We start from the raw sequence: 21,731 nt of genomic DNA, 5'->3' as shown, positions 1-21,731 counted from the left end.
TTTTGTTGACGTTCTCCCAAGAATCACTATCTTGAAAAAAACTCATTTTCCATTATGTTTGCCCGTGTATTTAACAAGTATTCTCTCTCCTTTTTGTCTCTGGCGGCAGTGTCTGCCGGGCTCCTGTCCTGCGGAGGCAGCGGCGATAGTGGAGAAGGAACCTGTCTTCCCTCAGGCAGCAGGCTGAATATGGTAGTGCCGATTACGGATCAGGTGAACCCGGCTAACGCCTCCTCTCTCATCATCCAGCTGGATGGCAATGATACCGACCTTCCTCTGGCGAAGATTCAGGGAGCCGCTGCCGGTACTTCTATTCCCGCCACGACTCACATGGTGTACAGAAGGACGACTGCGGAAAAAGCTTCTCTGGTGGGCAACTTCGTGATTGCTCAGGGCCAGGTCACTTTGCCTGGTCCGATTGTGGTGATTTTCTACGGCTCCGTTCAGGTGAACATGGACATCACATTCAATACCTCTTCAAAGTATGAAACGGCCGAGGGTACGTGTACGGGCAACGTTTCGTTCGTGAGCGGCATTCAGGACGGAGAAGGAGCTATTGTTGCCGGGAACCCCTGGGCGGGAACGGATGGCACGGTGTTCTATTATCCTACCGGTAATTGAGTGGCCCATGAGTCACAGTTTTTATATTCAAAGTGCGGTCGTTCGTGAAGGATGGCCGCGCTTTTTTTTGCAGGAAATATGTTGAAAAATTGGGGAAAATTATGCCTGGTGACATTTTCATGCATGCTGGCGTCTTTTTTGCCGCATGGCTTCGGAACGGAGACTGTTCCGAACGTTCAAGAAGAAGTTCCGGAAACAGCCAGGGACTGCTACATCAATGTATTCAGGGCCAAGGTCGTCCCTGAGAGGATACGTTCTTTTAGCATGCCGGCGGACGGCATCGTCAGCAACTGGATTCCGGCGGACGGCCGCGTTCGGCGGGATACCATCATTGCTACGGTCAATGAGGATGAAATTGAGATGGAGCGGAGGGAGCTGGAGGTCAAGATTTTAAAAGACCGTATCGCCAAGGAGGAGGAACTGTCCGAATTGGAGAAACAATTGGAAGAAATGAAATTTTATTCTTCCCTGTCCAGGGAGGAAAGGCAGTATGCCAGCAAACAGCCGGAAGGCGGCCAACGGGCGGAAAAATCCTTGAAGGACAAGATTGAACTGACCAAAAAGGAATTAGCCATGGTGGGGGACAAGGCCAGATTGGACTTCAGCAAGAAAGAGGAAAAATACATCCTTAAAATGCCCTTTGACGGCAAGCTGCAGTACCAGTTTTCCTTCCCGCGGGACAACAGCGTATCCCTGTATCTGGATGCGGCGGCAGCCATTGCTACCGTTTGTGATGATTCCGCCTATTATATTACCATTTCCATAGCGGATCCTGATTTGACCAGGCTGCCGCCGGAATCATTATATCTGGCTGTTCCCATGAGTGACGGTTCCATGCTGCGGGGGAACTTTGCTTTCAAGCGTGTAGAGAAAAACACTTCCAGCGGGGGGGATTTACTGGCTTATTTTTTCCGCCTGTCTCCAAAGGATCATGACCGGGCTCACGCCATGCTGGGTTCCAATTGCACGGCCAGGCTCTATTATTCTCCTTCCGGAGAGGTGATTCGTCTCAATAAGGTTTTGCTGGCCTCCAGTCCGGAAGGAAGGAAATGTTCCTCCTGGCAGGAACTGCTTGAAAAAACGCATCCGGATATGGAGCTGATCGTAAATGGAGAAACGGAATTGATTGTACGGAAAAAATGAAATTGGCATGTGAATCCGTTTATTTCAGCTACTCGGGAAAGCAATGGATTTTTGAAAACTACAGTAGGCTTTTTTCATCTGGAATCACTATTTTAAAAGGGTATTCCGGATGCGGAAAAACCACGCTGCTGAAACTTTTGGCCGGTTATCTGAAACCCCAGCGCGGAAAGGTTCTTGCTCCCGGCCGGCGTTCTCTCACTGATGCTCTTTATCGCAGGAAGGAAGTAAGTTACATGTTTCAGGGGATCAATCTGCTGCCTCTGGCTACGGTGGAGAGGAATCTTCAATTGTGTGCGGAGATGGCCATGCTGCCTAAAAAACAGTGGACACAAAGAGTGGACGACCTCGTGGAGCGTTTGGGATTGGAATCCCTGCGTCACAAGAAGGCGGGCAGCCTGTCCGGCGGACAGGCCCAGCGTGCGGCTCTGGCCCGTACGCTGATGAAGGATTCAGATATTCTGCTGCTGGACGAACCTACTTCCGGTCTGGATGACAGCAATACGGAGATCATCAAGAAATTGATCAGGGAATACCCGTCCGATAAGATATGCATTTTAAGCACGCATGATTCCCGGCTCTTTGACCTGACTCATGAAATCATTGATTTTAATCAGCCTGTATCTCTTTAAGGATACTCTGCACCGGTGGAGGGAAAGGCCCGCCAGCCCGCTTTCCCGGGTATTGGTAGCGTTTTTCCTCTCCCTGTGCGCCCTTTCGTTTCTTGCGAATTATGTTCTCTCTGCAAAGATGCTGCATGATGAGATCAAAAGAAACGGGGCTGATCTGATTGTAGTCCTTGATACCGTGCGCGACGGTGAACCTTCCAAAAGGAATTTGCTTCAGCATGAATTGCCTTCCTTGTATGGCTGCGACGTCCTGGCGTTAAAAGATGCTCCCGCGGGATTCGCCCGTGTGGGAAAGGCGGTTTTCCCCATTCTGGAATACAATATGGAGTCCTGCTTTTATCTTGCTGATCTGGGGCTGGAGGAAGTGCCTGTCGTCCTTTTGTTTCACCCGGACAGGAGTTCCCTGCATCCGGGACCGTGCAGAGTTGTCATCGGGGATTTTGACTTTTCATTGAATGCATCCCCGTTGCCGGAGAACCACCTTTTAGGGAAATTATATCCTTCAGGAGTGGTGCTGGCTCCGGAAGGAGCTTTCAATACCGGGCAGGAGGCCCCTATAAGCAATGACCGGTATGTAATCAGGGTTCATGAGATGACGGCGGACAATATCCAGAATATTGAGGAAACGCTTAATAATATGGTGCGCTATGACGGGAGCATGACGATGGTTCAGACTCATGTGAGCATGTTGAAGAGGTTGGAAGTGCTGATGAGCAACCAGATGGAATGCCGGACCGGTTTTTCTATCGGTATTGCGGTTATTGTAGGCATTCTTCTGATTGCCCTGGCGTCTATGGAATTCCGGCAGAACGAGTATGTCTATACATTGATGAAAAGTTTTGGGGTGCGTCCGGCTCTGCTGGTGCTGACATTTATTGTGGAGAACATATTCCTGATAGGAATTTCTTATGCCGGAGCTGTATGGGCCTTCATGAAGACTCAAAAGATTGTCCTGGGAGAATTTTTCAAGCTGGGCGATGCGGTGTTGACGTATGCGGACATACGGCAGGATTTGTGGCTTTTGGGAGTTTCACTTTTGATCTGTGTGTTGCTTTCTTCCGTGCCGGTTGCCTTCTCTGCCTATCGCCCTATTGGGAAAGTGTTGAAGTAAGCAGTGCTCATGCCCCATGCCGGGGGGTAAATAATTGTTCCTCCTTCGTTTGGAAATGCGGTTTTTTGATACAAAAAGGCCTGCGGAGGAAGTCCGCAGGCCTTTAAAAGTCAGAGAATGAATTCTGGTTATTTATTGAATTTCGTCAGAGTACCGGGCCGGTCGGTAACGGCAGGATCGGCAAAATAGGGATCAGACAGGGCGCATGTAGCGGTTCCTGTGCCTTTGGTTACATTTTTAACGTCGGTCATGATCAAGTAGCAGGGGAAGGCCTCTTCACCGGCTCTGTTGGTGTACCAGTAAAAAGCTATTTCAGCGGCGGTGTCATCAGCGGGAACATAGCCTCTGACGTGCATGGACGCGACACTGGGCTCCGCGCTCTCTCCGGAATAGATGTTGGCGTTGTGTGTGGAAACAACGTCAAAGGCAACCGTATATACCTGGTTGTTTTCCAGGGAGATTTCTACATTGCGGGCTGTTCCGACAGGAATATAGATTTCTTCCGTTTTACTGGAGCCCCCGCAACCTGTGAGCACGGACGTGCACAAAAAGGAGGGGAGGAGCAGAGATGCCATGATGCAAAAACGAGTATTCATATAGATGGAGGATATTGAAATTATATGAGTAAGACGGAAAGGGATGATTAGTTGCTGTAAGTAATGGTAACGTCTGCACTGACGCCATTGAGAGTTTGCATTTCTTGTCCTGCGGGCTGGCGTGAAAGCGTTCCTCCTTCGCCGCCTACGGATGCATGGGTGGATTGGTCAAATTCCAGAGCAGGGAGGTCCATGGAATATGCCGTAGTATTGTTTTTCCCTGCAATCCAGCGCAGGTTCAGAGTAGCTGCATTATTGCCCGTCTTGTGGTAAATCACGGTTGGAGAGCCATTCCATTCTTCAATATTCTGTCCACGGGTTTGAAGACTGGACTGTCCGTTGGTGGCGGTGATCAGTTCAAAAATATTCGGGAAATCCGATGCCGTTATTCCCAGCCTGATAGATAATACGGTACCGTTGAGGGTATCGGGGGCATTGCCGCCGCTACTGCTGCTTCCGCCGCATTGCGTCAAAAAGAGAAGTCCAAGGGAACAGCAGGCCAGGGAGATTTTCTGGGAAAGAGGGAGCATAACAAATAACTGTAGATAATGTTTATTGAAGGAGATTGTAGTATTTCCTATGATCTGTCAAGGAAGGAAATTTGGAAAATGGAACCCCTTTCAGAAAGGGGATGGAAGAGGATTTCGGCTTGCCATTGCTGATCTTCCCCCTTCCTCCTTTTCCCGGTTCTGCTGTGTTGGTACTTGACTTTTCAGAGGCAGAAGTTATGAAACGGGCACCAGTATGCTCCTTTTCTCCTCGGTTTGCAGCTTTTTCTGGAGTCCATTCAGGGTGGCTCGGTGGAGGACTCTGTTGGGTTTCTGTATTTGCGCCGTTGCATGTACTTCCTGTTCCGTGGATAAGCACATGGAAAGAAAAACGGTGGAGCTGATGGATAAAATGGCTGCCATCCCCAACTGGGACGAACTGCCCCGGAGGGAAATCTCATGGGATACGGCAATGGCCGTCATGATGGAGGGAAATTTGGATTTGAAGCGCTCGGAACAGGCTCTCAGGGCTACGGAACGTTCTGTTATCAGCGTGTATACCCAGGTCATTCCGGGCGTGAACCTGGATTGGATGCTGACAAAAGAGCTGAGCGAGCTGACCCGTGTAACAGCGCAGGATGTAGAGTATAATACCAATATTCTGTTTAATATGCCGTCCCTGACGCAGATACCTTTTGATTATTATTCGGCCAAATCCGCCGTTTATACGGCCCGGAAAACCTTGGAGATGAAAAAAAGGGAGCTGGTGTCCAGGTTGTACCGGCAGGTACTTTCCTATCAGAATGCATGTGTCAGCCATAAGAACCGGCTGGATGCCGTGCCCTATGACGATGATGGAGTTCAGAAGAAATTGATCCAGGATGACTGGGAGAAGAGAGTGAGTGAAATTTCCCAGGGATTTGCTGTCCTCATGGGGAATATGGATGCCCAGTGGCTCGTCAGGCCTGAAACGATGCCCAGGGTGGACTGGAGGAAATACAAGAGTGCTTCCCGCCATTTGGATTTGCTGGTGGTGACCATGGTAGCCATGGAATTGGAAGCTTCCAGGTTGCAGGTTTTAAATGCCAAGATGAAGTTTTTCCCGTCCGTGGATATTAATTTTTACAGCCCTACCTTGTTTTCCAGTACGGGCGGCACTTACCAGGGGTTCTTTGCAGGCGCCGGAGACATGCAGGTGAATATGAGCCTGCGTGAAGAATTGGACACCCGGCTGACCTCCTGGTTCCAATACAAGACGGCCAAGGAAAATCATGATCTGATGCAGAAAAAGGTTGTGATGGATTTGCAGCAGAGGCGCATCAAGGTGGCCGCGCTGATGGAGAGCAGGAAAAGATTTGAAATCTGGAAGAAAGTCATTTTGAAGGAAATTGAGTTTAAAAAGTCCAGGATGGCTTTATCAGGCAAGGAATATCTGGCGCAAAGGAAGGATATTAAAACCATGCATGAGAATCTGGATGCGGAAGCCGCCAAGAATGCGGAAGTGGAAGCGGCGCTCATCATGGAGTACGGCTGGCTGAAATAAGGGGAAGGCGGAGCGGCCCTGTGTGACTGCGGTGCCTTCCTTTCTTGATGCCTTCAAAGGCTTGTGTTACGGTCCGGACATGCAAAAAGTTCGGCAGCCCGTAGGCATGGCGTTGATGATTCTGGCTTTTCCGGCCGCCATTTACGGGGCGTTCCCGTGGGGAATCGCCCTGGGGGCCTTTTTGTTCCTGCTGGGGGTGGCCGTGGCGGTCAGCCGTTTTTCCGCCATTGTCTGGTCATGGTGCCTGTTTTCCCTGGGGATTTATCTGGCCGCGCCTTTTATTTGGATGTGGAATCCGGACTATTTTTTCAGCCGCCCGTTTGACGTTCTGTTCGTGAGCGGCTGTTTGGTGGGCAGTCTGGTTCTGCTGACGATCCGGTTTGCGGTAGTTCCCGTGCTGTGGCCTAAAATCTTCCGCCATTTTGTAGAGGGAAGCCCCACGCTGGAGGACCTGGCTCCGGAGAAGGGAAGGACGGTGGCGGAACTGCGGAACGGCATTAAACGCAGGCAGGTGAATTTCCTGTTCGGGCATGCGGATGAGGAACTGGTGGAAAAATGGGGGAAAATAGCCCAGGGCATCGCGGCGCTTTCCAGGAGCCGTAAACGGTTGACGGCTTGGGTAGTAGGTATTCTTCTGGTCTGGCCCGCAGCCGTGTTTTTCCTTTCCGGAGGCATGGGCGGCGCGCTGGACCGTGACATTGACCGCATGTGGGAAACCCGTCCGTTTCGCAACAGCATGGTGGTTTCCACCCCTGCGGCCATGAATGCGGCGCGGCGCGTTTTCAAGGATGCCCGCGCCCTGCGGGGAATGACGATGGAACAGGCGCGCACGTGGCTGAAAACGGACCGCAGGAATGCCGCCTTCAAGCTCGGCAAGCCCCGTTACGATTTTGAAAAGGATGAAACCGTGCTGGTGCTTTCGGACGGGCGGGATTCCATTCGCCTGGTGGCGGTCTTCAATGACGCCGGGCAGATTACCCATTCCTGGCCGGAAGAATACATGACCCTGATGGTCAGGGATTTGGAGAAAAACTAAATGCCGGAGACAAAGGTTTGAATAGGACCTTTGAGCTTTGGTGTTTGGCCCTTGCGGAACCCCTGCGGATTTCCGCTACAGCGTGCGTTTTTGCGGAGGCGTCAGGTTCAGCCTGCCTTCACTGATGTGGATGCCCATGCCGCTTTCCTCAATCATGTGGATGAGCGGCAGATAGGCCTGGAGCAGGTTTTCAAATGCGGGAAGGAGAAAGATCATGTAGCCCTGGGGGACGGAAAGGCTGCCGATGGTGCCACCCACGTGGATACCCCCCGGCAGAGTCTCGTCATTGTAGAATTCAAAGCGGGTCTGCACCGCCATGTAGTTGTGCGGGTCCATGGACTGGAAGGGCGTCAGGAACAGGGAAATCGTCTGGCGGGAGTCGATGCCCGTATAGCGTTCAATGATGATTTCCATGCAGCCTTCCCCGATGGCGCCGTCCGGCTGTTCCTTGCCGCCGTGCAGCCGGATGCCTACCGCCGGATTGGTGGCGAAGATGGCCAGGGCTCCGTGCTGCTGCGGATGGACGGAGGAGGCCAGGTAGCGGTTGATGTCTTCTTCCGAAAAGGAAACGGAGGCGTCCCTGTTAATGGCCTGTTTCAGGATTTTGGGGATGTCCGGAGCGTTTTCCTTTTGGCGGAAGCCGGGCAGGTCAGCCGTGTTCTGCGGGCTCCAGGAGGAATAAATCAGCCAGGAAATAGCCGCCAGAATGGCTATGGTGAACAGGAAGATAAGATTGCCGATCAGGGAGAAGGGCGTTTTTTCACGGACGGGTTTCTCCTGGCCGGCCTGTTCCTCCGGATCGTAGAAATGTTCCACGATGTTTTCATGTTCCGGCAGGTCGTGCAGGGATTCCCTGCCGGCGGAGCCGTTCCGGGTGGCGCCTTCGTTGTCGGAGTTGGGGGACATGGTGCGGAGGGGTTACGGGAGTCTGGGGAATTTGGAGAAGTCGGGTGCGCGTTTTTCGACGAAGGCGTTTTTGCCTTCCTTCGCTTCCTCGCTCATGTAGTAGAGCAGGGTGGCGTTTCCGGCCAGGTCCAGCAGGCCCATCTGTCCGTCGCAGTCAGCGTTCAGGGAGGCTTTCAGGCAGCGGAGGGCCAGGGGGCTGTGCCGGAGCATCTGGCGGCACCAGGAGAGCGTTTCCTCTTCCAGCTTTTCCAGAGGCACCACGGTATTGACCAGTCCCATGTCCAGCGCTTCCCGCGCGTCGTACTGCCTGCACAGGTACCAGATTTCCCGAGCCTTTTTCTGGCCCACGATGCGCGCCAGGTAGGAGGAGCCGAGACCGCCGTCAAAGGAGCCGACCTTGGGGCCCGTCTGGCCGAATTTGGCGTTGTCCGCGGCGATGGTGAGGTCGCAGACGACATGGAGGACGTGCCCACCGCCGATGGCGTAGCCGGCCACCATGGCGACGACGGGCTTGGGCATGGTGCGGATGGTGCGCTGCACATCCAGAATATTCAGGCGCGGCACGCCGTCTTCACCGATGTAGCCGGCATTTCCGCGCACTTTCTGGTCGCCGCCGGAGCAGAAGGCGTCAGGGCCTTCCCCGGTCAGGATGACCACGCCCACCTTGGGGTCTTCATGCGCGGCGTTGAGGGCGTTGAGCATTTCATGCACGGTCTGGGGACGGAACGCGTTGCGGACTTGGGGGCGGTTGATCGTGATTTTCGCGATGCTGCCGTCGTCCGTTGTTTCATACTTGATATCCGTATATTCCCTGGCGGTGGTCCATTGTGCGCTCATGCGGACTACTTTAATAAGGCGTCCGTCAATGGGAAGCTTAAAATGCGCCGCCTTCCGGGTGTATGCGGACTTGGGCGGGGGGAAAGGCGGCGGAGGGCGGGAGCAGGCGTTTTTTCTGCGTTTTCCGGGAGACAGGCTCTGGAAAAGCGTGGACGGAGCCGGGCGGCAATCTTTTTCCTTCATCCCGGTTTTCCGCTGCTTTTCCGGAAGGCTTCCCGGTGACGGAAGCTGGCGGCATTTGTAATTTACGGCATGCGCTTCTGTGCTACATTGGGAACGGTATGATACATGACCTACTGGTGCGCGGCGTGACGGTGTTTCCCGGGAGCGAACATTTTGAGTTTGTCCCCGGAATCAATGTGGTGGTGGGCGGCAATGATTCCGGCAAGAGCCATCTGCTGAAATTGTGCTATACCGTAGCCAAGTGGAGCGCGGACGGGGGCAGGAAGTCCCTGCCGGAGAAATGGGCGGAGGAACAGCGGCTCCGGAAGGACCTGATGCGGGTCTTCGCGTCCCGCGGACTGGCCGGGCTGACGGCACGGAACCGCGGGAACGCCCATGCCCATGTGGAGGCCTCCATGGAGGGGGACGGGGTGCCGGAAGGCATGGGGAACCTGGTGTTTGATTTTCAGGCGGGGCATGAGGAGGAGGGGCTGAGCATTCAGGAGATGCCCAAACGCTTCCTGAACGTGCCGGTGGTGTTCCTGGCGGCGCGGGAGGTTCTGACCATTTACCCGAGCTTTGTACAGGTGGGGAGCAGGTTCCCCGAGTTCCTGGACGGGGGGAGCTGGGACCTCTGCCGTTACCTGGACGTGGATGCGGCAGCGGAACCTATCAGCACGGACGCCGGGCGCGTGGTCGCCAGGCTGGAGAAGATCATCGGCGGGGAGGTGGTGAAGCGCGACGGACGGTTCTTTTTGCAGCGTCCCGGACAGCAGCCGATCGAGATGAGCCTGGTGGCGGAGGGCTTCAAAAGGCTGGGCACGCTGAGCTACCTGATCCGGAACGGTTCCGTGAAAAGAGGGTCCGTGCTGTTCTGGGATGAGCCGGAAATGAACCTGAACGCCTCCCATCTGCCCGTGCTGGTGAAAACCCTGACGGGGCTTGCCAAGACGGGGGTGCAGGTGATTCTGTCCTCCCACAGCCTGTTCCTGCTGCGGGAGCTGATGATTCAGCTTTCCGAACCCCGCAATGCCATGGTGCAGAGGAAGTTTTTCGGGATGAGCGTGCCGCGGGGAGACCGCTCCGGGGTAAAGGTGACCTGGGGGGAATCCCTGGAGGATGTGGGGCCTATCGAATCTCTTGAAGCGGAAATCGAGCAGGCGGACAGGTATTTGAAGCTGAGCTATGAGTCATAAGCCGTCAGAAGCTCATTACGTGGAGGGAGTCCACCGTTTCTGGATCGATGAAGGCTACGTCGTGTGCCGCATTGAATGCTCGGACTATTATGCCCGGCAGGCGCAGAATTTCTGCGGGGGGTGCAAGGAGATGGACTTCCTGCTGTATCATCCGGAACGCCGGGATTTATGGCTGGTGGAGGTGAAGGACTACCGTTTTGACGCCCGTCCCAAGGTGGGGGAACTGGTCTGCGCCCTGAGCCGCAAGGTCCGGGATACGATGTTTCTTCTCCGGGCCGCTTCCGTGGCCGCCCCGCATGAAGAGCCGGCGGAGGGCATTTCCCTGAGGGATTTTTCCATTCTGGCCTCGGAGGCGGAAACGCTTCACCTGGCTTTTCTGCTGGAAATGGGCATGGGCGGCGTCTGGACGGACGGCGGCCTGCTGGCAAACGTCAAGAACCTGCTGGTGGGCTCCATGCGGTTTCTGGATGCGGAGCTGATCTGCGCGCCCATCACGTATCCCCACCGCATCGGCCCGTGGCGCGTGACCTCCGCCCACGGGGAGGTGAGCAAGCGGGTGGAAATCCGGCGCGCCAGGAAACTGGCGGAAATTCAGGAACAGCGGCGGCGGGAACGGCTGGAGGCGCAGGAGGAGAGCGCCTGGCAGGAAAAGAGCCGGAAGGGGAGCGGCTTTCATCCGGCGGAAACGGCGGAAAAGATGCCCCAGTGGAAGCGCCGCCTCCAGCAGCGCATGAACGGGGAAAGCGCGAATCACGAGGGACGACGCAGAAAAAGGAAACGGGACTGAATCCCGCGCTGTCTATTGCCTCATTGCCGGAAGGCGCTTCCGGGCCCGGAACGGTCCGGTTCCATCCTGCGCCGGCTGTATGGCATGTCTCGGAAAAAAGTTTTATTTTACAAGGACTCGCGTATCATGCCGCCCGATTCATTAACTTCTGTGTGCTAACCACATTATGTCTGACAGAATGCCACCCAGTCCTCCTCGTCCTCCCAAATTTCCCGGCTCCGGAAAGCCCGAATCCCCCAACTGGGGCGTGTGGGTCATGGTTCTTCTCATTGCAGGCGTCCTCGCGTTCGGATTTTTCACCCCGGAATCCTTTGGACTGGGGCCCCGCAAGGAAAACCTGGAATCCTTTGAAGCCCAGTACAAGGCAGGCCGCGTGGTGCTGAACGATCCGAAGGCCCCCGTGGAAGTGGTGCTGAGCGAGAACGGCTCTGAAGGCGTCATCCATGCGCTGGTTTATAAAAAGGACATCCAGCCGAAGGTGGAAATGAAACCCTTCGTGCTGTCCTATTCCATGTCCCTGCCGGACCGGGACAAGCCTCTGCTGAACGAGCTTTCCGGCTACAGGATGGTGGAAAGCCCGTACCGGACGGAGGCGGGGAAAAATGTTTCCATTATTCCTGAAGAAGCGCAGAAGCTTTCCGTGCCCGAGTTCAACCGCCTGGCTCTGGAAGGCCGCATCGCGGGCGGAAATGAGGGCCTTGTCCTGGCGGAAGACGGGAACCAGAACGTGCTGGTCGGCCAGATTGTCACCCGCATCTGGCCTGCTGCCACGGGGGACGCCTCCGTGGACAAGCAGCGTTTTGAACGCGTGGAAGTGCCTTTTACCCTGGAATTCCAGGGAGACCGGGTCAAACAGTTGCTGGGGCCGGATACGAAGTTCAAGCGCGAGTCCGGCTCCTGGGGCGGCATTCTGCTGAACCTGCTGCCTATCGTGCTCATTCTGGTAATCCTGTTCTTCATGTTCCGCGCGCAGAGCGGCGGGGCCAGGGGCGCCATGAGCTTCGGCAAGAGCCGGGCGCGCCTCATCGCCCCGGACAAGAACAAGGTGACGTTCAAGGACGTGGCCGGCATCAGCGAGGCGAAGGAGGAGGTATGGGAACTGGTGGAATTCCTGCGCAATCCGGAAAAGTTCCGTGACCTGGGCGCCACCATTCCCCGCGGCGTGCTGATGGTGGGCTCTCCCGGTACGGGCAAGACCCTGCTGGCACGCGCCATCGCCGGGGAATCCAATGCATCTTTTTATTCCATCAGCGGTTCGGACTTTGTGGAAATGTTCGTGGGCGTGGGCGCGAGCCGCGTGCGCGACATGTTTGAGCAAGCCAAGAGAACGGCCCCCAGCCTGATTTTCATTGATGAAATTGACGCCGTGGGCCGTCAGCGCGGCTACGGCATGGGGGGCGGCAATGACGAACGGGAGCAGACGCTGAACGCCCTGCTGGTGGAGATGGACGGTTTTGAAAACAACTCCAATGTGATCGTAATTGCGGCGACCAACCGTGCGGACATCCTGGACCCGGCGCTGCTCCGTCCGGGCCGTTTTGACCGGCAGGTGGTGGTGAACCTTCCGGACGTCCGGGGGCGCGAACAAATCCTCCAGGTGCACGCCAGAAAGGTGAAAATGGCTCCCGGAGTCGGTTTTGCGCGCATTGCCCGCGGCACGGCCGGCTTCTCCGGAGCCCAGTTGGCCAACCTGATCAATGAAGCCGCCCTGCTGGCCGCCCGTAAGGGATTGAAGGAGATTACGGAAGCGGAACTGGAAGAAGCCCGCGACAAGGTCAGTTGGGGCCGCGAACGCCGCAGCCTGGCGATTAATGAACGCGGGCGCCGCATTACCGCCGTGCATGAGGCGGGACACGCCATCTGCCTGTTGAAGACCCCGCACAGCGAACCTTTGCACCGGGTGACCATCGTTCCCCGTGGGGGAGCCCTGGGCATGACCATGTGGCTTCCTTCGGACGACAAGATGCACCAGCTCCGGTCCGAGATGCTTGACCAGCTCGTCGTGGCGATGGGCGGCCGCTGCGCTGAACAAATCGTCTTTGGCGACGTGACCAGCGGAGCTACCGGAGACATCAAGAGCGCCACCAGCCTGGCCCGCCGCATGGTGTGCGAGTTCGGCATGAGCGAGAAACTGGGGCTGATCGAATACGGCGAACACCAGGGGGAAGTGTACATTGCCCGCGACCTGGGGACGCGATCCCGCAATTATTCCGAATCCACGGCGGAACTGATTGACTCGGAAGTCCGCTTCCTGGTGGACAGCGCGTATGAACGCGCCATGACCATCCTGACGGAGAACCGGGACAAGCTGGACATGCTGACGGAAGCCCTGATGGAATTTGAAACGCTGGAAGGCTCCCAGGTCATGGACATTCTGGAATACGGGGAAATGAAGAATCCTCCCGCCAAGGTGACCCCGCCTCCCATGCCTTCGGAGGTGGAAGAGCAGCCCGGGAAGGGTGATTCCGGTTCTTCCGTGAAGAAGGATGCCGAAGAAGACCGCACGGAGGACGCGGAGGAACGGAAGAAGGAGAGCGGCCAGACGGAGCAGGACCCCTTTTCCTACAATCCCGTGGAGGAGTACGGCAAGGACGGCGAAGAGAAGAAATAATCCAATAGAAACGAATCAATTATGGTAGCCAACGATGCGATGGAACTGGCCAGGATGTGCGCCCGCGCCGCGGATGACGCCAAGGCTGAAAATGTGCGGGTGTACGACCTGCGCGGCATGTCTTCCCTGACGGATTTCATGGTGGTGTGCACGGGCTTGTCCGTCCCCCACCTGCGCGCCGTCATCCGGGAGCTGGAAGAATCCGTCCGGGAAAAGACGGGCGCCCTCCCCACCTATGTGGAAGACACGCCCGTGGCGCTGTGGTCCGTGGTGGACTACATTGACGTGATGGTTCACATCATGGGGCAGGAAACGCGCGAATTCTACGGTATGGACACCCTGTGGAAGGATGCCCCCTTGGTGGAGTACTAACCCCCGGTGATCTGAATTTTCCGCCGTGCCTCTGTCTGACAGCGGCACGGCTTTTTTATCTTTCCGGAGGGGAGGGACGGCTTGTTGGCCGTCCGTCGGAGCAAAGGAATCGGTGACAGGATGTTTGCGCTCCTCCGCATGATGGGGGCCTGATCCGGCCCGGAAGAAAAAAGGGGCAATGATTGTTGCGTCAGCGCATTTTCTTTACCAGGGATTTGGGGGCGCTCTCCCCGGTTTTTCCTTGGAAAAGCGGCATGGCGGCCCGGTTCTAACAAGATTCCAATCTTGCCTTGCAGCCGCAATCAGATTACTCTTTCACCGTTATTTATGAGTAATTCCGGACCTACCTCCACCCCGATGATGGATCAGTACCTTCGCATGAAGAAGGGCTTGCCGGAGGACGTCCTGCTGTTTTTCCGGCTGGGGGATTTTTATGAGATGTTCTTTGAGGACGCCAAGGAGGCTTCCTCTATTCTGGGCCTGACGCTGACCAAGCGCCACGGCATTCCGATGTGCGGGGTGCCTCACCACAGCGCGGAAGGGTATATTGGCCGCCTGGTGAAGGGAGGGAAGCGCGTGGCGATTGCGGAGCAGACCACCATTCCGCAGCCGGGCAAGCTGGTGGAGCGGGAGCTGACCCGCGTGATTTCCGCCGGAACCCTGGCGGATATGAATCTGCTGGATTCCTCCCGCCACAATTACATCGTGGCTCTTTATAAGGATAAAAAGCATTTCGGCCTGGCATGCGTGGACCACACCACGGGGGAATTTTCCGTGGCCCAGTTTGAGCACATGGACCTGCTTCTGGACGAGCTGTCCCGCATCAATCCTTCCGAACTTCTGATCAGCGACGAGCAGACGGACTGCTTCCCCGGCGCCTATCCCACGCTTTATTACGACGGGTATACGTTCCTGCCTTCCACGGCCATTCCCAATCTGCTGAGCCACTTCCGGGTGCATTCCCTGGACGGTTTCGGCTGCGGGGAGATGACCGCCGCTTTGGGGGCGTCTGGCGCGGTGCTTCATTACCTGGGCTACCAGCTCCGCCGCCCCACGGACCATTTGCGCCGTATTTCCGTGCGCGCCACGGAGAGCGCCGTGCTGATTGACCAGGCCAGCCAGAGGAACCTGGACCTGGTGGATTCCCGCGGCGGCGTGAAGCTTTCCCTGCTGGGAACCCTGGACAGGACGAGCACCCCGATGGGCGCGCGCAAGCTCCGGGACTGGCTGCTCCACCCCCTGTGCGACCTGGAAAAGCTCCAGGCGCGGCAGGAGATGATCTCCGTTCTTTTGCAGGAACCCTACCTGATGAGCAAGCTGCGGGAGAGCCTGAAAAACGTCCGGGACATGGAACGGCTGACGGGCCGCATTTCCCAGGGCGCAGGGAACGCCCGTGACCTCCAGGCGCTGGCTTCCTCCCTGGGGCGCATTCCCGCGCTCAGGGATGATCTGGAATCCCTGCCCGGAAGCGGGGAAATGCTGGAAAGCATCCGCTCCCGCATGGGCTGCTTTGACGAGCTGGTGGACCTGCTCCAGCGCGCCCTGGTGGATGAGCCGCCCGTGACGATCAAGGAGGGCGGCATCATCCGGGAAGGGTACCACGCCGGGCTGGATGAGTTGCGCCTGGCTTCCCGCGACGGGAAGGAGTGGCTGGCCCAGCTCCAGGAGAAGGAGCGCAGGCGGACGGGCATTGATTCCCTGAAAATCCGCTTCAACAACGTTTTCGGCTACTACATTGAAGTAACCAAGAGCCATTACGACAAGGTGCCTCCCGACTACCAGCGCAAGCAGACGCTGGTGAATGCGGAACGCTTCGTCACCCCGGAGCTCAAGCAGATGGAGAATACCATCCTGGGGGCGGACGAACGTTCCCGCCAGGTGGAGTATGAACAGTTCCTGCTGCTGCGGGAGGAAGTGGGGCGCCACATTGACGGCATCCAGATTACGGCGGACGCCATGGCGGACCTGGACGTGCTGCTGGGGCTGGCGGAGGGCGCGCAGCAGTACCAGTACTGCCGCCCCGTGCTGGACAATTCCATGACCCTGCGCATTGTCAACGGCCGCCATCCCGTTATCGAGCAGAATGTTTCCGGCGACGTGTTCGTGCCCAATGACGCCTTTCTGGAACCGGAGGAAAACCGCCTCATCCTGCTGACCGGGCCCAACATGGCGGGCAAGAGCACCTATATCCGCCAGGTGGCCCTGATTACGCTGATGGCCCAGATCGGGGCTTACGTTCCGGCGGAGTCCGCCCACATCGGCCTGGTGGACCGCATTTTCTGCCGCGTGGGGGCCAGCGACGACCTGGCGCGCGGGCAGTCCACCTTCATGGTGGAGATGAGTGAGACGTCTTTGATCCTGAACAACGCCACGGAGCGTTCCCTGATTATTCTGGATGAAATCGGGCGCGGGACCGCCACCTTTGACGGCCTTTCCATCGCGTGGGCCGTGGCGGAATACCTGCATGACGAGTTGAAGTCCCGCACCCTGTTCGCCACACATTACCATGAACTGACGGACCTGGCCCGTTCCAGGGCCGGCGTGCAGAATTACAATGTGGCCGTGCGGGAATGGAAGGAGGAGATTGTGTTCCTGCGCAAGATCGTGCAGGGGGCGGCGGACAAGTCCTACGGCATCCAGGTGGCCCGCCTGGCGGGCATGCCTGCCGCCATCGTGGACCGCGCCAAGGCCATCCTGTCCCATCTGGAAATGAATTCCACGCGGCCCCGGAAAAAGGACCGCGCCCGTCTGGCGGAACCCAGGGCCAAGAATACGGACATGGACGACGATATGCCCACCGGAGAGTACGCCCAGCTGGAGTTGTTCTGATATGACTCTGCCCGCAGACATGATCGGCGGCCTGCGCTTCGCCGCCATTGATTTTGAATCCGCCGGGGCGGCCCGGGGGGAGACGGACCAGCCCGTTCAGATAGGCATTGCCGCCTGTCCTTCCCTGGAAGGGGAGCCGGAGCTGTGGACGTCCTATATTTCTACGGACAAACCCGTTTTATGGTCGGCCTCCCAGGTGCACGGCATTACTACGGAGATGCTGGCGGATGCGCCTTCCTTTCCCTCCCTGTGGCCGGCTATCCGTTCCCGCCTGGGGGACGCCGTGGTGGTGGGACATAACCCCGCCACGGAACGGAAGTTCCTGCGCCGCTTTCCGGGGCACGGCTTCGGGCCGTGGCTGGATACGCTGGCGCTCGGGAAGATGTGCGTGCCGGGCCTGCCGGATTATTCCCTGTCCACTTTGTGTGATTCCCTGGGGCTAACCCCCTCCGTGGATGCTCTGCTTCCCGGCCGCCGGTGGCATGACGCCCTGTATGATGCGCTGGGAAGCCTGCTCGTCGTCCGGTTCCTGGTGCGGGAGCTGAAGCTGTCCTCCCAGCCCCTGGAGGTGCTTGGCAGGGCGTTGGGAAAGTGATTTTCCTTTTCCCCCGGAAAGATTGGCCTGCCGTCCATGCGTATTACAGGGAAGATGAAAGCTTCCGTTTTTCTTGCCGCTTTTCTGCTCCTGTCCCTTTCTTCCGTTTTTGCGGAGAAGCCCCCGGCAGGGATTGTCCTGGATCCCCCGGACGTTCCCAGGATGAACACGCAGCACTGGGTTCCCGCCCGTTACAAGGTAGTCCGGGAGCAGTTGCTGGGGAAGGAGTGCGGCATCCTGTTCGTGGGGGATTCCATCACGCAGGGCTGGGAGCAGGAAGGCGCGGAATGGTGGAAGAAGGTGTTCCTGCCGATGAAGGCGGTCAACTTCGGCGTCAGCGGAGACAGGACGGAGAGCATCCTGTGGCGCATGGAGGATACGGAGCTGGCAGTCAAAACGCCGCCGCGTTACTGCGTTCTGCTGGCCGGGACGAATAACATCGGACGGTGGGAAGGGAAGCAGCCCGCGGAAGAAACGGTAAAGGGCATCCGGGAAGTGGCCGTGCGCCTGCTGAAGAGGTTCCCGGAAACCCGTCTGATCCTGATGGAGGTGACGCCCTACGGTCCCGATCCTTCCGCACCCCTCCGCAAGCGGCAGGAGGAGATCAATGAACGCCTGCGCGGTTTGAAACTGCCCCGGACCACCATTCTCTCCATTAACGGACGCCTGTTGAATGCGGACGGAACGTTCCGGGAAGGAATGTTCAGAGACAAGGTGCACCTGACCGCGAAAGGCTACCAGGCCTGGGCGGAGGCGCTGATGCCCCTGCTGAACCGGGAAGGCTGAGTTTTCCCGGTTTCTTGTCCGCCTTGCCGTTGCTTTTGTGGTCCGGACTGGTTTCCGTCTGCGGAAAAGGCCGCTTTCAGCGGTCCATTTCCGTTTCCAGGAATTCCAGCAGGTAGGAGGGGGACAGGAGTTCCCGGGTGACGATCGGCTTTTTGCCGGGCAGGTACAGGGCGTTCACGGGAACCGCCGTGCGTCCCAGGTTTTTGAGTTCCTGGTCAATGGCGGGGTTCGTGCGGGTTTTGTCCGCCTTCATCATGACAATGCCGTATTTCCTGAAGGCGGCCAGCACTTCATCCGTGTAGGACGCCTTGTTGACCTGGCAGGTGGAGCACCACCGGGCCGTGAAGTCCACGTAAACGGGCTTTCCCTCCTTCAGGGCGGCCTGCATGGCTTCCGGGCTCCAGGGGGTCCACACGCTTCCTTCCGCCTGGCGGGCGGGAGCCGTAGCTGCGGAGGAATCCGCTGTTCCGGAATCCGCTCCGCGGCCGAACCAGGCGGCTCCTTCCGGGGGGAGCATGTAGTACAGGCCGGCCAGCAGGAAAATCACGAAGAAAACGCCCCCCGTGATGCGGGATTTCCGGCTGCGGTACATGGGGCACCATCTGCCGTACACCCAGAAGGCCATGGAGAACAGCACCAGGCCGAAGAACAGGAACAGGATGTCCTGCGGATGGTTGTCCGCGTCAAAGAACGCAATGTAAATCCACAGGAAGTAGGCGGCGGTGCCGAACATCAGGAAGGACATGGACTGCTTGAAGGATTCCATCCACGCTCCCGGTTTGGGAAGGTATTTGGTCAGAACGGGGAAGGCTCCCAGAATGATGTAGGGCAGGGACATCCCGAGGCCCATCATGGTCAGGCAGAGCACGATGCCCAGCGGAGGCTGGAGCATGGCCGCGCCGATGGCCTGCCCCAGGAACGGCGCGCTGCACGGAGTGGAAATGACCGTAGCCAGGGCGCCGGACCAGAAGGAGCCGGCATAGCCCTTCTGGTGCTGGAGGTCGTTGCCCATGGTGGTGGCCTTGACGCCTATTTCAAAAACACCGAACATGCTCAGCCCCATGGCGAGCATCAGGCCCAGCAGGCAGAAGTTCACCCAGGGGTTTTCAAACCAGAAGGCCCAGTTCACAACGCCTTCCGCGCCGTGGCCCAGCCAGAATTCACTGCTGAAAATGCCGGGTCCCGCAGGGGCGCCCCAGTCGAACATGTTCGCTTTCAGCGCAATCAGGATGGCCGTAATGATCCAGAAGGAGATCAGGATGCCCAGCACGAAGGTCAGGGAGTGGGCCAGCACTTTTTTCCGTTCCCCCCCTCCCAGCTGGACGAAGCTCATGATCTTGAGGCCGATTACCGGGAAGACGCACGGCATGACGTTCAGGATGATGCCGCCGATGAACATGAAGAACATGATTTCCCCCAGTCCCATCAGCGGCGGCGCGGGAACGGGTCCGGAAGACGCGGGGGAGGCTTCCGCGGCTGTTGCCGCCGCCTGCGCTCCCTCGGAAAAGGGGCGGTTGTCCGCCGTGATGCTGACGCCTTCCTTCCCTGCGCGCAGGATGCCGGAAAGGCTGGCCAGCGGTTTTCCTTTGTCCGCTTCCGGCAGGTTGTTGGGGTAAAGGCCGTCCGTGGTGTCATTGTACTGCATGGCCAGCTCGTAGTTGGAGCCATTCAGTTTTTTGAAGGTCTGGGGAGTGGTGGGGTTGATTTCCCCCTGGTCGCAGAAGAAATAAACGGAATCTTCCGGAACCGGTTGCCCGTTCGTCCTGAGGTGCAGGGTGACGGTTTTTCCTTCCTGGGAAATCCGGGCCTTCAGTCCCTGCGCCCATGCGGGGGTGGAAAGTCCCGCCATGCCGCCGGACAGTTCGGCCGCGTCGGGGGCGGCCTGTCCGTCTCCGCGTTTCAGCGTCACGCTGAAGTCTTTGGTCTCCGGTGCGGCGCATTGTTCCGCGCACATTTGCCACGTCATGGTGGTGGTGAAGGTCGTTTCCGCGGGGGCGTCCTTCTCAGGAGTCACGCGGAAGGCCATTTTCGCCTTCCCGCTGTAACCGTAAAAATCCACGAGTCCTTTCCCCAATTCCGGAATTTGCCAGAAGGGGCCTTCCACCCGGAAGCCGGGAACGGCTTTGAACGCGGCTTCCATGGGCAGCCCTACCGTTCCCGGATTCTTGTAGTAGACGTGCCAGTGGTCCGGCAGAGTCAGCTCCGTCACGATGACGAAGGGAGTTTCTCCGTAGGACGTGACTGTAGCCTTGGAGGTTCCGGATGCCTGGGGCGTTCCAAAATCTCCCGCGCCGCCGAAGTTCATGGCTCCGAAGTCCTGTGCCGCCCCCGTACCTGCTCCCCCGGCAAAAATACCCAGGGAAACGGCGGCGGCTTTCAAAAAGTTTCTCATAACAAAGGCGGTTACCATAAAGAAAGGGGGGATTCAATGTTTGTGTGTTGCATGGTGCGGCGCCTTGTATAAAATAGGGTCATGGTAAAAACTAAAACGACGTACGAGGGCGGCCTCCACTGCTCCATGGTTCATGAGCCTTCCGGGGCCAAGCTTTCCACGGATGCCCCCGTGGACAACAATGGAAAGGGCGAGTCCTTCTCCCCCACGGACCTGGTAGGCGCGGCGCTCGCCGGCTGCATGAGCACGATCATGGGCATTGTGGCCGAACGCAAAGGAATTAAGCTGGAAGGCATGACGGTGGAAGTGGGCAAGCACATGAATGCTGACCCGCGCCGCATCGGCAAGCTGGAAGTGGTCATCACCGTGCCCCTCCCAGCCGATCATCCGGACAGGAAGCTGCTGGAACAGGCCGCCCTGAGCTGCCCCGTCAAGCACAGCCTGCATCCCGATATTGAAGTTCCCATCACCTGGAACTGGGTGGGTTGACAGCCGCCTGTGTTTTCTTGAGGCCGCCTGTGAAAACAGGCGGTTTTTTTATGATGTTAAAAAATGTTGGAAAAATGTAATAATAATTGAGTGAACTTGACTTATATTGTCAGGTTGTGCATTTTTCCGGGCATGAAGAAATTTTTCCCTGTTTTGTGTTTGGTTCCTGTAACAGTGTGCGGGCTTTTGTGCGGATGCGGCGGCGGTTCGGGAAAATCAGGGGATGACGGGAGCGTTTCCCTCAGTGGTCAGCAGGTAAGCCTCTTTGAGGGAGGGGACATGCTGTTCAGGCTTCAGTTCGGCGGACGGGATGTGGACGTCATCAAGATGGAGACGAGAATCGTGTATGATGGGGTTTACACGTACCGGTTCAATGAAGGCGCGAATTCCGGGGTTTTGAATATTGTGCCGGCTTCCAACAGCCGCGCCGCCTGCGCCATGGCGGACGTGAATATTTCCTTTGACGATGCTGAAAGGAGCACGGGCGTGATTGTCTCCGGAACCGTTACGGAAACCGGACCGGACATTGATTTCTCCATTGACGGCGTTCCGCGCCCCATGGCCGGCTGGACGTGCCGCGTGCACCGGGATTGAGTTTCCGCAGA

21 protein-coding genes are annotated in these 21,731 nt (G+C 57.3%); 15 read left to right on the top strand and 6 right to left on the bottom strand.

What is annotated here, in order from left to right:
• The first annotated feature begins 54 nt into the window (after positions 1-54).
• The 3 genes from M8N44_RS13830 to M8N44_RS13820 all read left to right on the top strand — a co-directional run bounded on the left by M8N44_RS13830 (position 55) and on the right by M8N44_RS13820 (position 2,393).
• Positions 55-621 (top strand): hypothetical protein, encoded by a 567-nt coding sequence (locus M8N44_RS13830; RefSeq protein WP_249853133.1) that lies wholly within the window; start codon positions 55-57, stop codon positions 619-621.
• Positions 622-744: 123 nt separating this feature from the next.
• The gene (locus tag M8N44_RS13825; protein ID WP_022397739.1) at positions 745-1,764 is read left to right on the top strand and encodes a hypothetical protein; all 1,020 of its coding nucleotides are present in this window, start codon (positions 745-747) and stop codon (positions 1,762-1,764) included.
• Positions 1,761-2,393: an ATP-binding cassette domain-containing protein gene (locus M8N44_RS13820; RefSeq protein WP_022397740.1), complete on the top strand. Its 633-nt coding sequence runs from the start codon at positions 1,761-1,763 to the stop codon at positions 2,391-2,393. Before M8N44_RS13825 ends, M8N44_RS13820 begins: the two co-directional genes overlap by 4 nt.
• On the opposite strand, the gene M8N44_RS13815 is transcribed toward M8N44_RS13820, so the two are convergent.
• Positions 2,371-2,610: a hypothetical protein gene (locus tag M8N44_RS13815; RefSeq protein WP_180971085.1), complete on the bottom strand. Its 240-nt coding sequence runs from the start codon at positions 2,608-2,610 to the stop codon at positions 2,371-2,373. The two genes, M8N44_RS13820 and M8N44_RS13815, sit on opposite strands and share 23 nt — an antisense overlap.
• A gap of 102 nt (positions 2,611-2,712) precedes the next feature.
• On the opposite strand from M8N44_RS13815, the gene M8N44_RS13810 reads away from it, so the two are divergent.
• Positions 2,713-3,501, top strand: a complete 789-nt coding sequence (locus M8N44_RS13810; RefSeq protein ID WP_180971084.1) for an ABC transporter permease family protein — start codon at positions 2,713-2,715, stop codon at positions 3,499-3,501.
• 128 nt (positions 3,502-3,629) lie between these two features.
• Here M8N44_RS13810 and M8N44_RS13805 read toward each other — a convergent pair whose 3' ends face one another.
• Together M8N44_RS13805 and M8N44_RS13800 are read right to left on the bottom strand one after the other, a co-directional pair.
• Positions 3,630-4,097 (bottom strand): hypothetical protein, encoded by a 468-nt coding sequence (locus tag M8N44_RS13805; protein WP_146017874.1) that lies wholly within the window; start codon positions 4,095-4,097, stop codon positions 3,630-3,632.
• A gap of 47 nt (positions 4,098-4,144) precedes the next feature.
• Positions 4,145-4,570: a hypothetical protein gene (locus M8N44_RS13800; RefSeq protein ID WP_215709451.1), complete on the bottom strand. Its 426-nt coding sequence runs from the start codon at positions 4,568-4,570 to the stop codon at positions 4,145-4,147.
• A 394-nt stretch (positions 4,571-4,964) separates the two neighbouring features.
• On the opposite strand from M8N44_RS13800, the gene M8N44_RS13795 reads away from it, so the two are divergent.
• Entirely contained in the window at positions 4,965-6,128 is a 1,164-nt protein-coding gene (locus M8N44_RS13795; protein ID WP_022397744.1) for a hypothetical protein, read from the top strand.
• A gap of 79 nt (positions 6,129-6,207) precedes the next feature.
• Entirely contained in the window at positions 6,208-7,164 is a 957-nt protein-coding gene (locus M8N44_RS13790) for a hypothetical protein (RefSeq protein WP_022397745.1), read from the top strand.
• Between the two features lie 75 nt (positions 7,165-7,239).
• Here M8N44_RS13790 and M8N44_RS13785 read toward each other — a convergent pair whose 3' ends face one another.
• Both M8N44_RS13785 and menB read right to left on the bottom strand, forming a co-directional pair.
• On the bottom strand, positions 7,240-8,070 hold the full coding sequence (locus M8N44_RS13785) for a hypothetical protein (protein ID WP_022397746.1): 831 nt from the start codon (positions 8,068-8,070) through the stop codon (positions 7,240-7,242).
• Between the two features lie 12 nt (positions 8,071-8,082).
• Complete coding sequence (menB, locus tag M8N44_RS13780; protein ID WP_022397747.1) at positions 8,083-8,907, bottom strand: 1,4-dihydroxy-2-naphthoyl-CoA synthase; 825 nt, start codon at positions 8,905-8,907, stop codon at positions 8,083-8,085.
• Between the two features lie 281 nt (positions 8,908-9,188).
• Between menB and M8N44_RS13775 the strand changes: the two genes are divergently transcribed.
• The 7 genes from M8N44_RS13775 to M8N44_RS13745 all read left to right on the top strand — a co-directional run bounded on the left by M8N44_RS13775 (position 9,189) and on the right by M8N44_RS13745 (position 18,245).
• Positions 9,189-10,265 carry an AAA family ATPase gene (locus M8N44_RS13775; RefSeq protein WP_146019188.1) on the top strand — a complete coding sequence of 359 codons (1,077 nt, stop codon included), beginning with the start codon at positions 9,189-9,191 and terminating at the stop codon, positions 10,263-10,265.
• Positions 10,255-11,052, top strand: a complete 798-nt coding sequence (locus M8N44_RS13770; RefSeq protein ID WP_102721885.1) for a hypothetical protein — start codon at positions 10,255-10,257, stop codon at positions 11,050-11,052. Before M8N44_RS13775 ends, M8N44_RS13770 begins: the two co-directional genes overlap by 11 nt.
• Before the next feature lie 178 nt (positions 11,053-11,230).
• Positions 11,231-13,663, top strand: coding sequence for an ATP-dependent zinc metalloprotease FtsH (gene ftsH, locus M8N44_RS13765; RefSeq protein ID WP_249853132.1), 2,433 nt, complete (start codon positions 11,231-11,233; stop codon positions 13,661-13,663).
• A gap of 21 nt (positions 13,664-13,684) precedes the next feature.
• On the top strand, positions 13,685-14,035 hold the full coding sequence (gene rsfS / locus M8N44_RS13760; RefSeq protein WP_022397751.1) for a ribosome silencing factor: 351 nt from the start codon (positions 13,685-13,687) through the stop codon (positions 14,033-14,035).
• 327 nt (positions 14,036-14,362) lie between these two features.
• Positions 14,363-16,864, top strand: coding sequence for a DNA mismatch repair protein MutS (mutS, locus tag M8N44_RS13755; protein ID WP_249853131.1), 2,502 nt, complete (start codon positions 14,363-14,365; stop codon positions 16,862-16,864).
• 1 nt (position 16,865) lies between these two features.
• Positions 16,866-17,459 carry a 3'-5' exonuclease gene (locus tag M8N44_RS13750; RefSeq protein ID WP_022397753.1) on the top strand — a complete coding sequence of 198 codons (594 nt, stop codon included), beginning with the start codon at positions 16,866-16,868 and terminating at the stop codon, positions 17,457-17,459.
• 54 nt (positions 17,460-17,513) lie between these two features.
• On the top strand, positions 17,514-18,245 hold the full coding sequence (locus M8N44_RS13745; protein WP_180975195.1) for a GDSL-type esterase/lipase family protein: 732 nt from the start codon (positions 17,514-17,516) through the stop codon (positions 18,243-18,245).
• 76 nt (positions 18,246-18,321) lie between these two features.
• On the opposite strand, the gene M8N44_RS13740 is transcribed toward M8N44_RS13745, so the two are convergent.
• A complete protein-coding gene (locus M8N44_RS13740) occupies positions 18,322-20,637 on the bottom strand; it encodes a protein-disulfide reductase DsbD family protein (RefSeq protein ID WP_180975196.1) in 2,316 nt (771 codons plus the stop codon).
• An 81-nt stretch (positions 20,638-20,718) separates the two neighbouring features.
• Between M8N44_RS13740 and M8N44_RS13735 the strand changes: the two genes are divergently transcribed.
• Positions 20,719-21,126, top strand: a complete 408-nt coding sequence (locus M8N44_RS13735; protein WP_022397756.1) for an OsmC family protein — start codon at positions 20,719-20,721, stop codon at positions 21,124-21,126.
• A 174-nt stretch (positions 21,127-21,300) separates the two neighbouring features.
• Positions 21,301-21,720, top strand: a complete 420-nt coding sequence (locus M8N44_RS13730; protein WP_102736926.1) for a hypothetical protein — start codon at positions 21,301-21,303, stop codon at positions 21,718-21,720.
• Positions 21,721-21,731: the final 11 nt, after the last annotated feature.

This window comes from Akkermansia massiliensis, from assembly GCF_023516715.1.
Lineage (GTDB): Bacteria > Verrucomicrobiota > Verrucomicrobiia > Verrucomicrobiales > Akkermansiaceae > Akkermansia > Akkermansia massiliensis.
This window is presented reverse-complemented; position numbering and strand designations above follow the sequence as displayed.

What these genes read in the sequence shown, in the direction of transcription:
- M8N44_RS13830 (WP_249853133.1), top strand. Translation starts at nt 55, where the DNA reads ATGTTTGCCCGTGTATTTAACAAGTATTCTCTCTCCTTTTTGTCTCTG.
- M8N44_RS13825 (WP_022397739.1), top strand. Translation starts at nt 745, where the DNA reads ATGCTGGCGTCTTTTTTGCCGCATGGCTTCGGAACGGAGACTGTTCCG.
- M8N44_RS13820 (WP_022397740.1), top strand. Translation starts at nt 1,761, where the DNA reads ATGAAATTGGCATGTGAATCCGTTTATTTCAGCTACTCGGGAAAGCAA.
- M8N44_RS13815 (WP_180971085.1), bottom strand. Translation starts at nt 2,610, where the DNA reads ATGCTGAAGCAAATTCCTTTTGGAAGGTTCACCGTCGCGCACGGTATC.
- M8N44_RS13810 (WP_180971084.1), top strand. Translation starts at nt 2,713, where the DNA reads ATGGAGTCCTGCTTTTATCTTGCTGATCTGGGGCTGGAGGAAGTGCCT.
- M8N44_RS13805 (WP_146017874.1), bottom strand. Translation starts at nt 4,097, where the DNA reads ATGAATACTCGTTTTTGCATCATGGCATCTCTGCTCCTCCCCTCCTTT.
- M8N44_RS13795 (WP_022397744.1), top strand. Translation starts at nt 4,965, where the DNA reads ATGGAAAGAAAAACGGTGGAGCTGATGGATAAAATGGCTGCCATCCCC.
- M8N44_RS13790 (WP_022397745.1), top strand. Translation starts at nt 6,208, where the DNA reads ATGCAAAAAGTTCGGCAGCCCGTAGGCATGGCGTTGATGATTCTGGCT.
- M8N44_RS13785 (WP_022397746.1), bottom strand. Translation starts at nt 8,070, where the DNA reads ATGTCCCCCAACTCCGACAACGAAGGCGCCACCCGGAACGGCTCCGCC.
- menB (WP_022397747.1), bottom strand. Translation starts at nt 8,907, where the DNA reads ATGAGCGCACAATGGACCACCGCCAGGGAATATACGGATATCAAGTAT.
- M8N44_RS13775 (WP_146019188.1), top strand. Translation starts at nt 9,189, where the DNA reads ATGATACATGACCTACTGGTGCGCGGCGTGACGGTGTTTCCCGGGAGC.
- M8N44_RS13770 (WP_102721885.1), top strand. Translation starts at nt 10,255, where the DNA reads ATGAGTCATAAGCCGTCAGAAGCTCATTACGTGGAGGGAGTCCACCGT.
- ftsH (WP_249853132.1), top strand. Translation starts at nt 11,231, where the DNA reads ATGCCACCCAGTCCTCCTCGTCCTCCCAAATTTCCCGGCTCCGGAAAG.
- rsfS (WP_022397751.1), top strand. Translation starts at nt 13,685, where the DNA reads ATGGTAGCCAACGATGCGATGGAACTGGCCAGGATGTGCGCCCGCGCC.
- mutS (WP_249853131.1), top strand. Translation starts at nt 14,363, where the DNA reads ATGAGTAATTCCGGACCTACCTCCACCCCGATGATGGATCAGTACCTT.
- M8N44_RS13750 (WP_022397753.1), top strand. Translation starts at nt 16,866, where the DNA reads ATGACTCTGCCCGCAGACATGATCGGCGGCCTGCGCTTCGCCGCCATT.
- M8N44_RS13745 (WP_180975195.1), top strand. Translation starts at nt 17,514, where the DNA reads ATGAAAGCTTCCGTTTTTCTTGCCGCTTTTCTGCTCCTGTCCCTTTCT.
- M8N44_RS13740 (WP_180975196.1), bottom strand. Translation starts at nt 20,637, where the DNA reads ATGAGAAACTTTTTGAAAGCCGCCGCCGTTTCCCTGGGTATTTTTGCC.
- M8N44_RS13735 (WP_022397756.1), top strand. Translation starts at nt 20,719, where the DNA reads ATGGTAAAAACTAAAACGACGTACGAGGGCGGCCTCCACTGCTCCATG.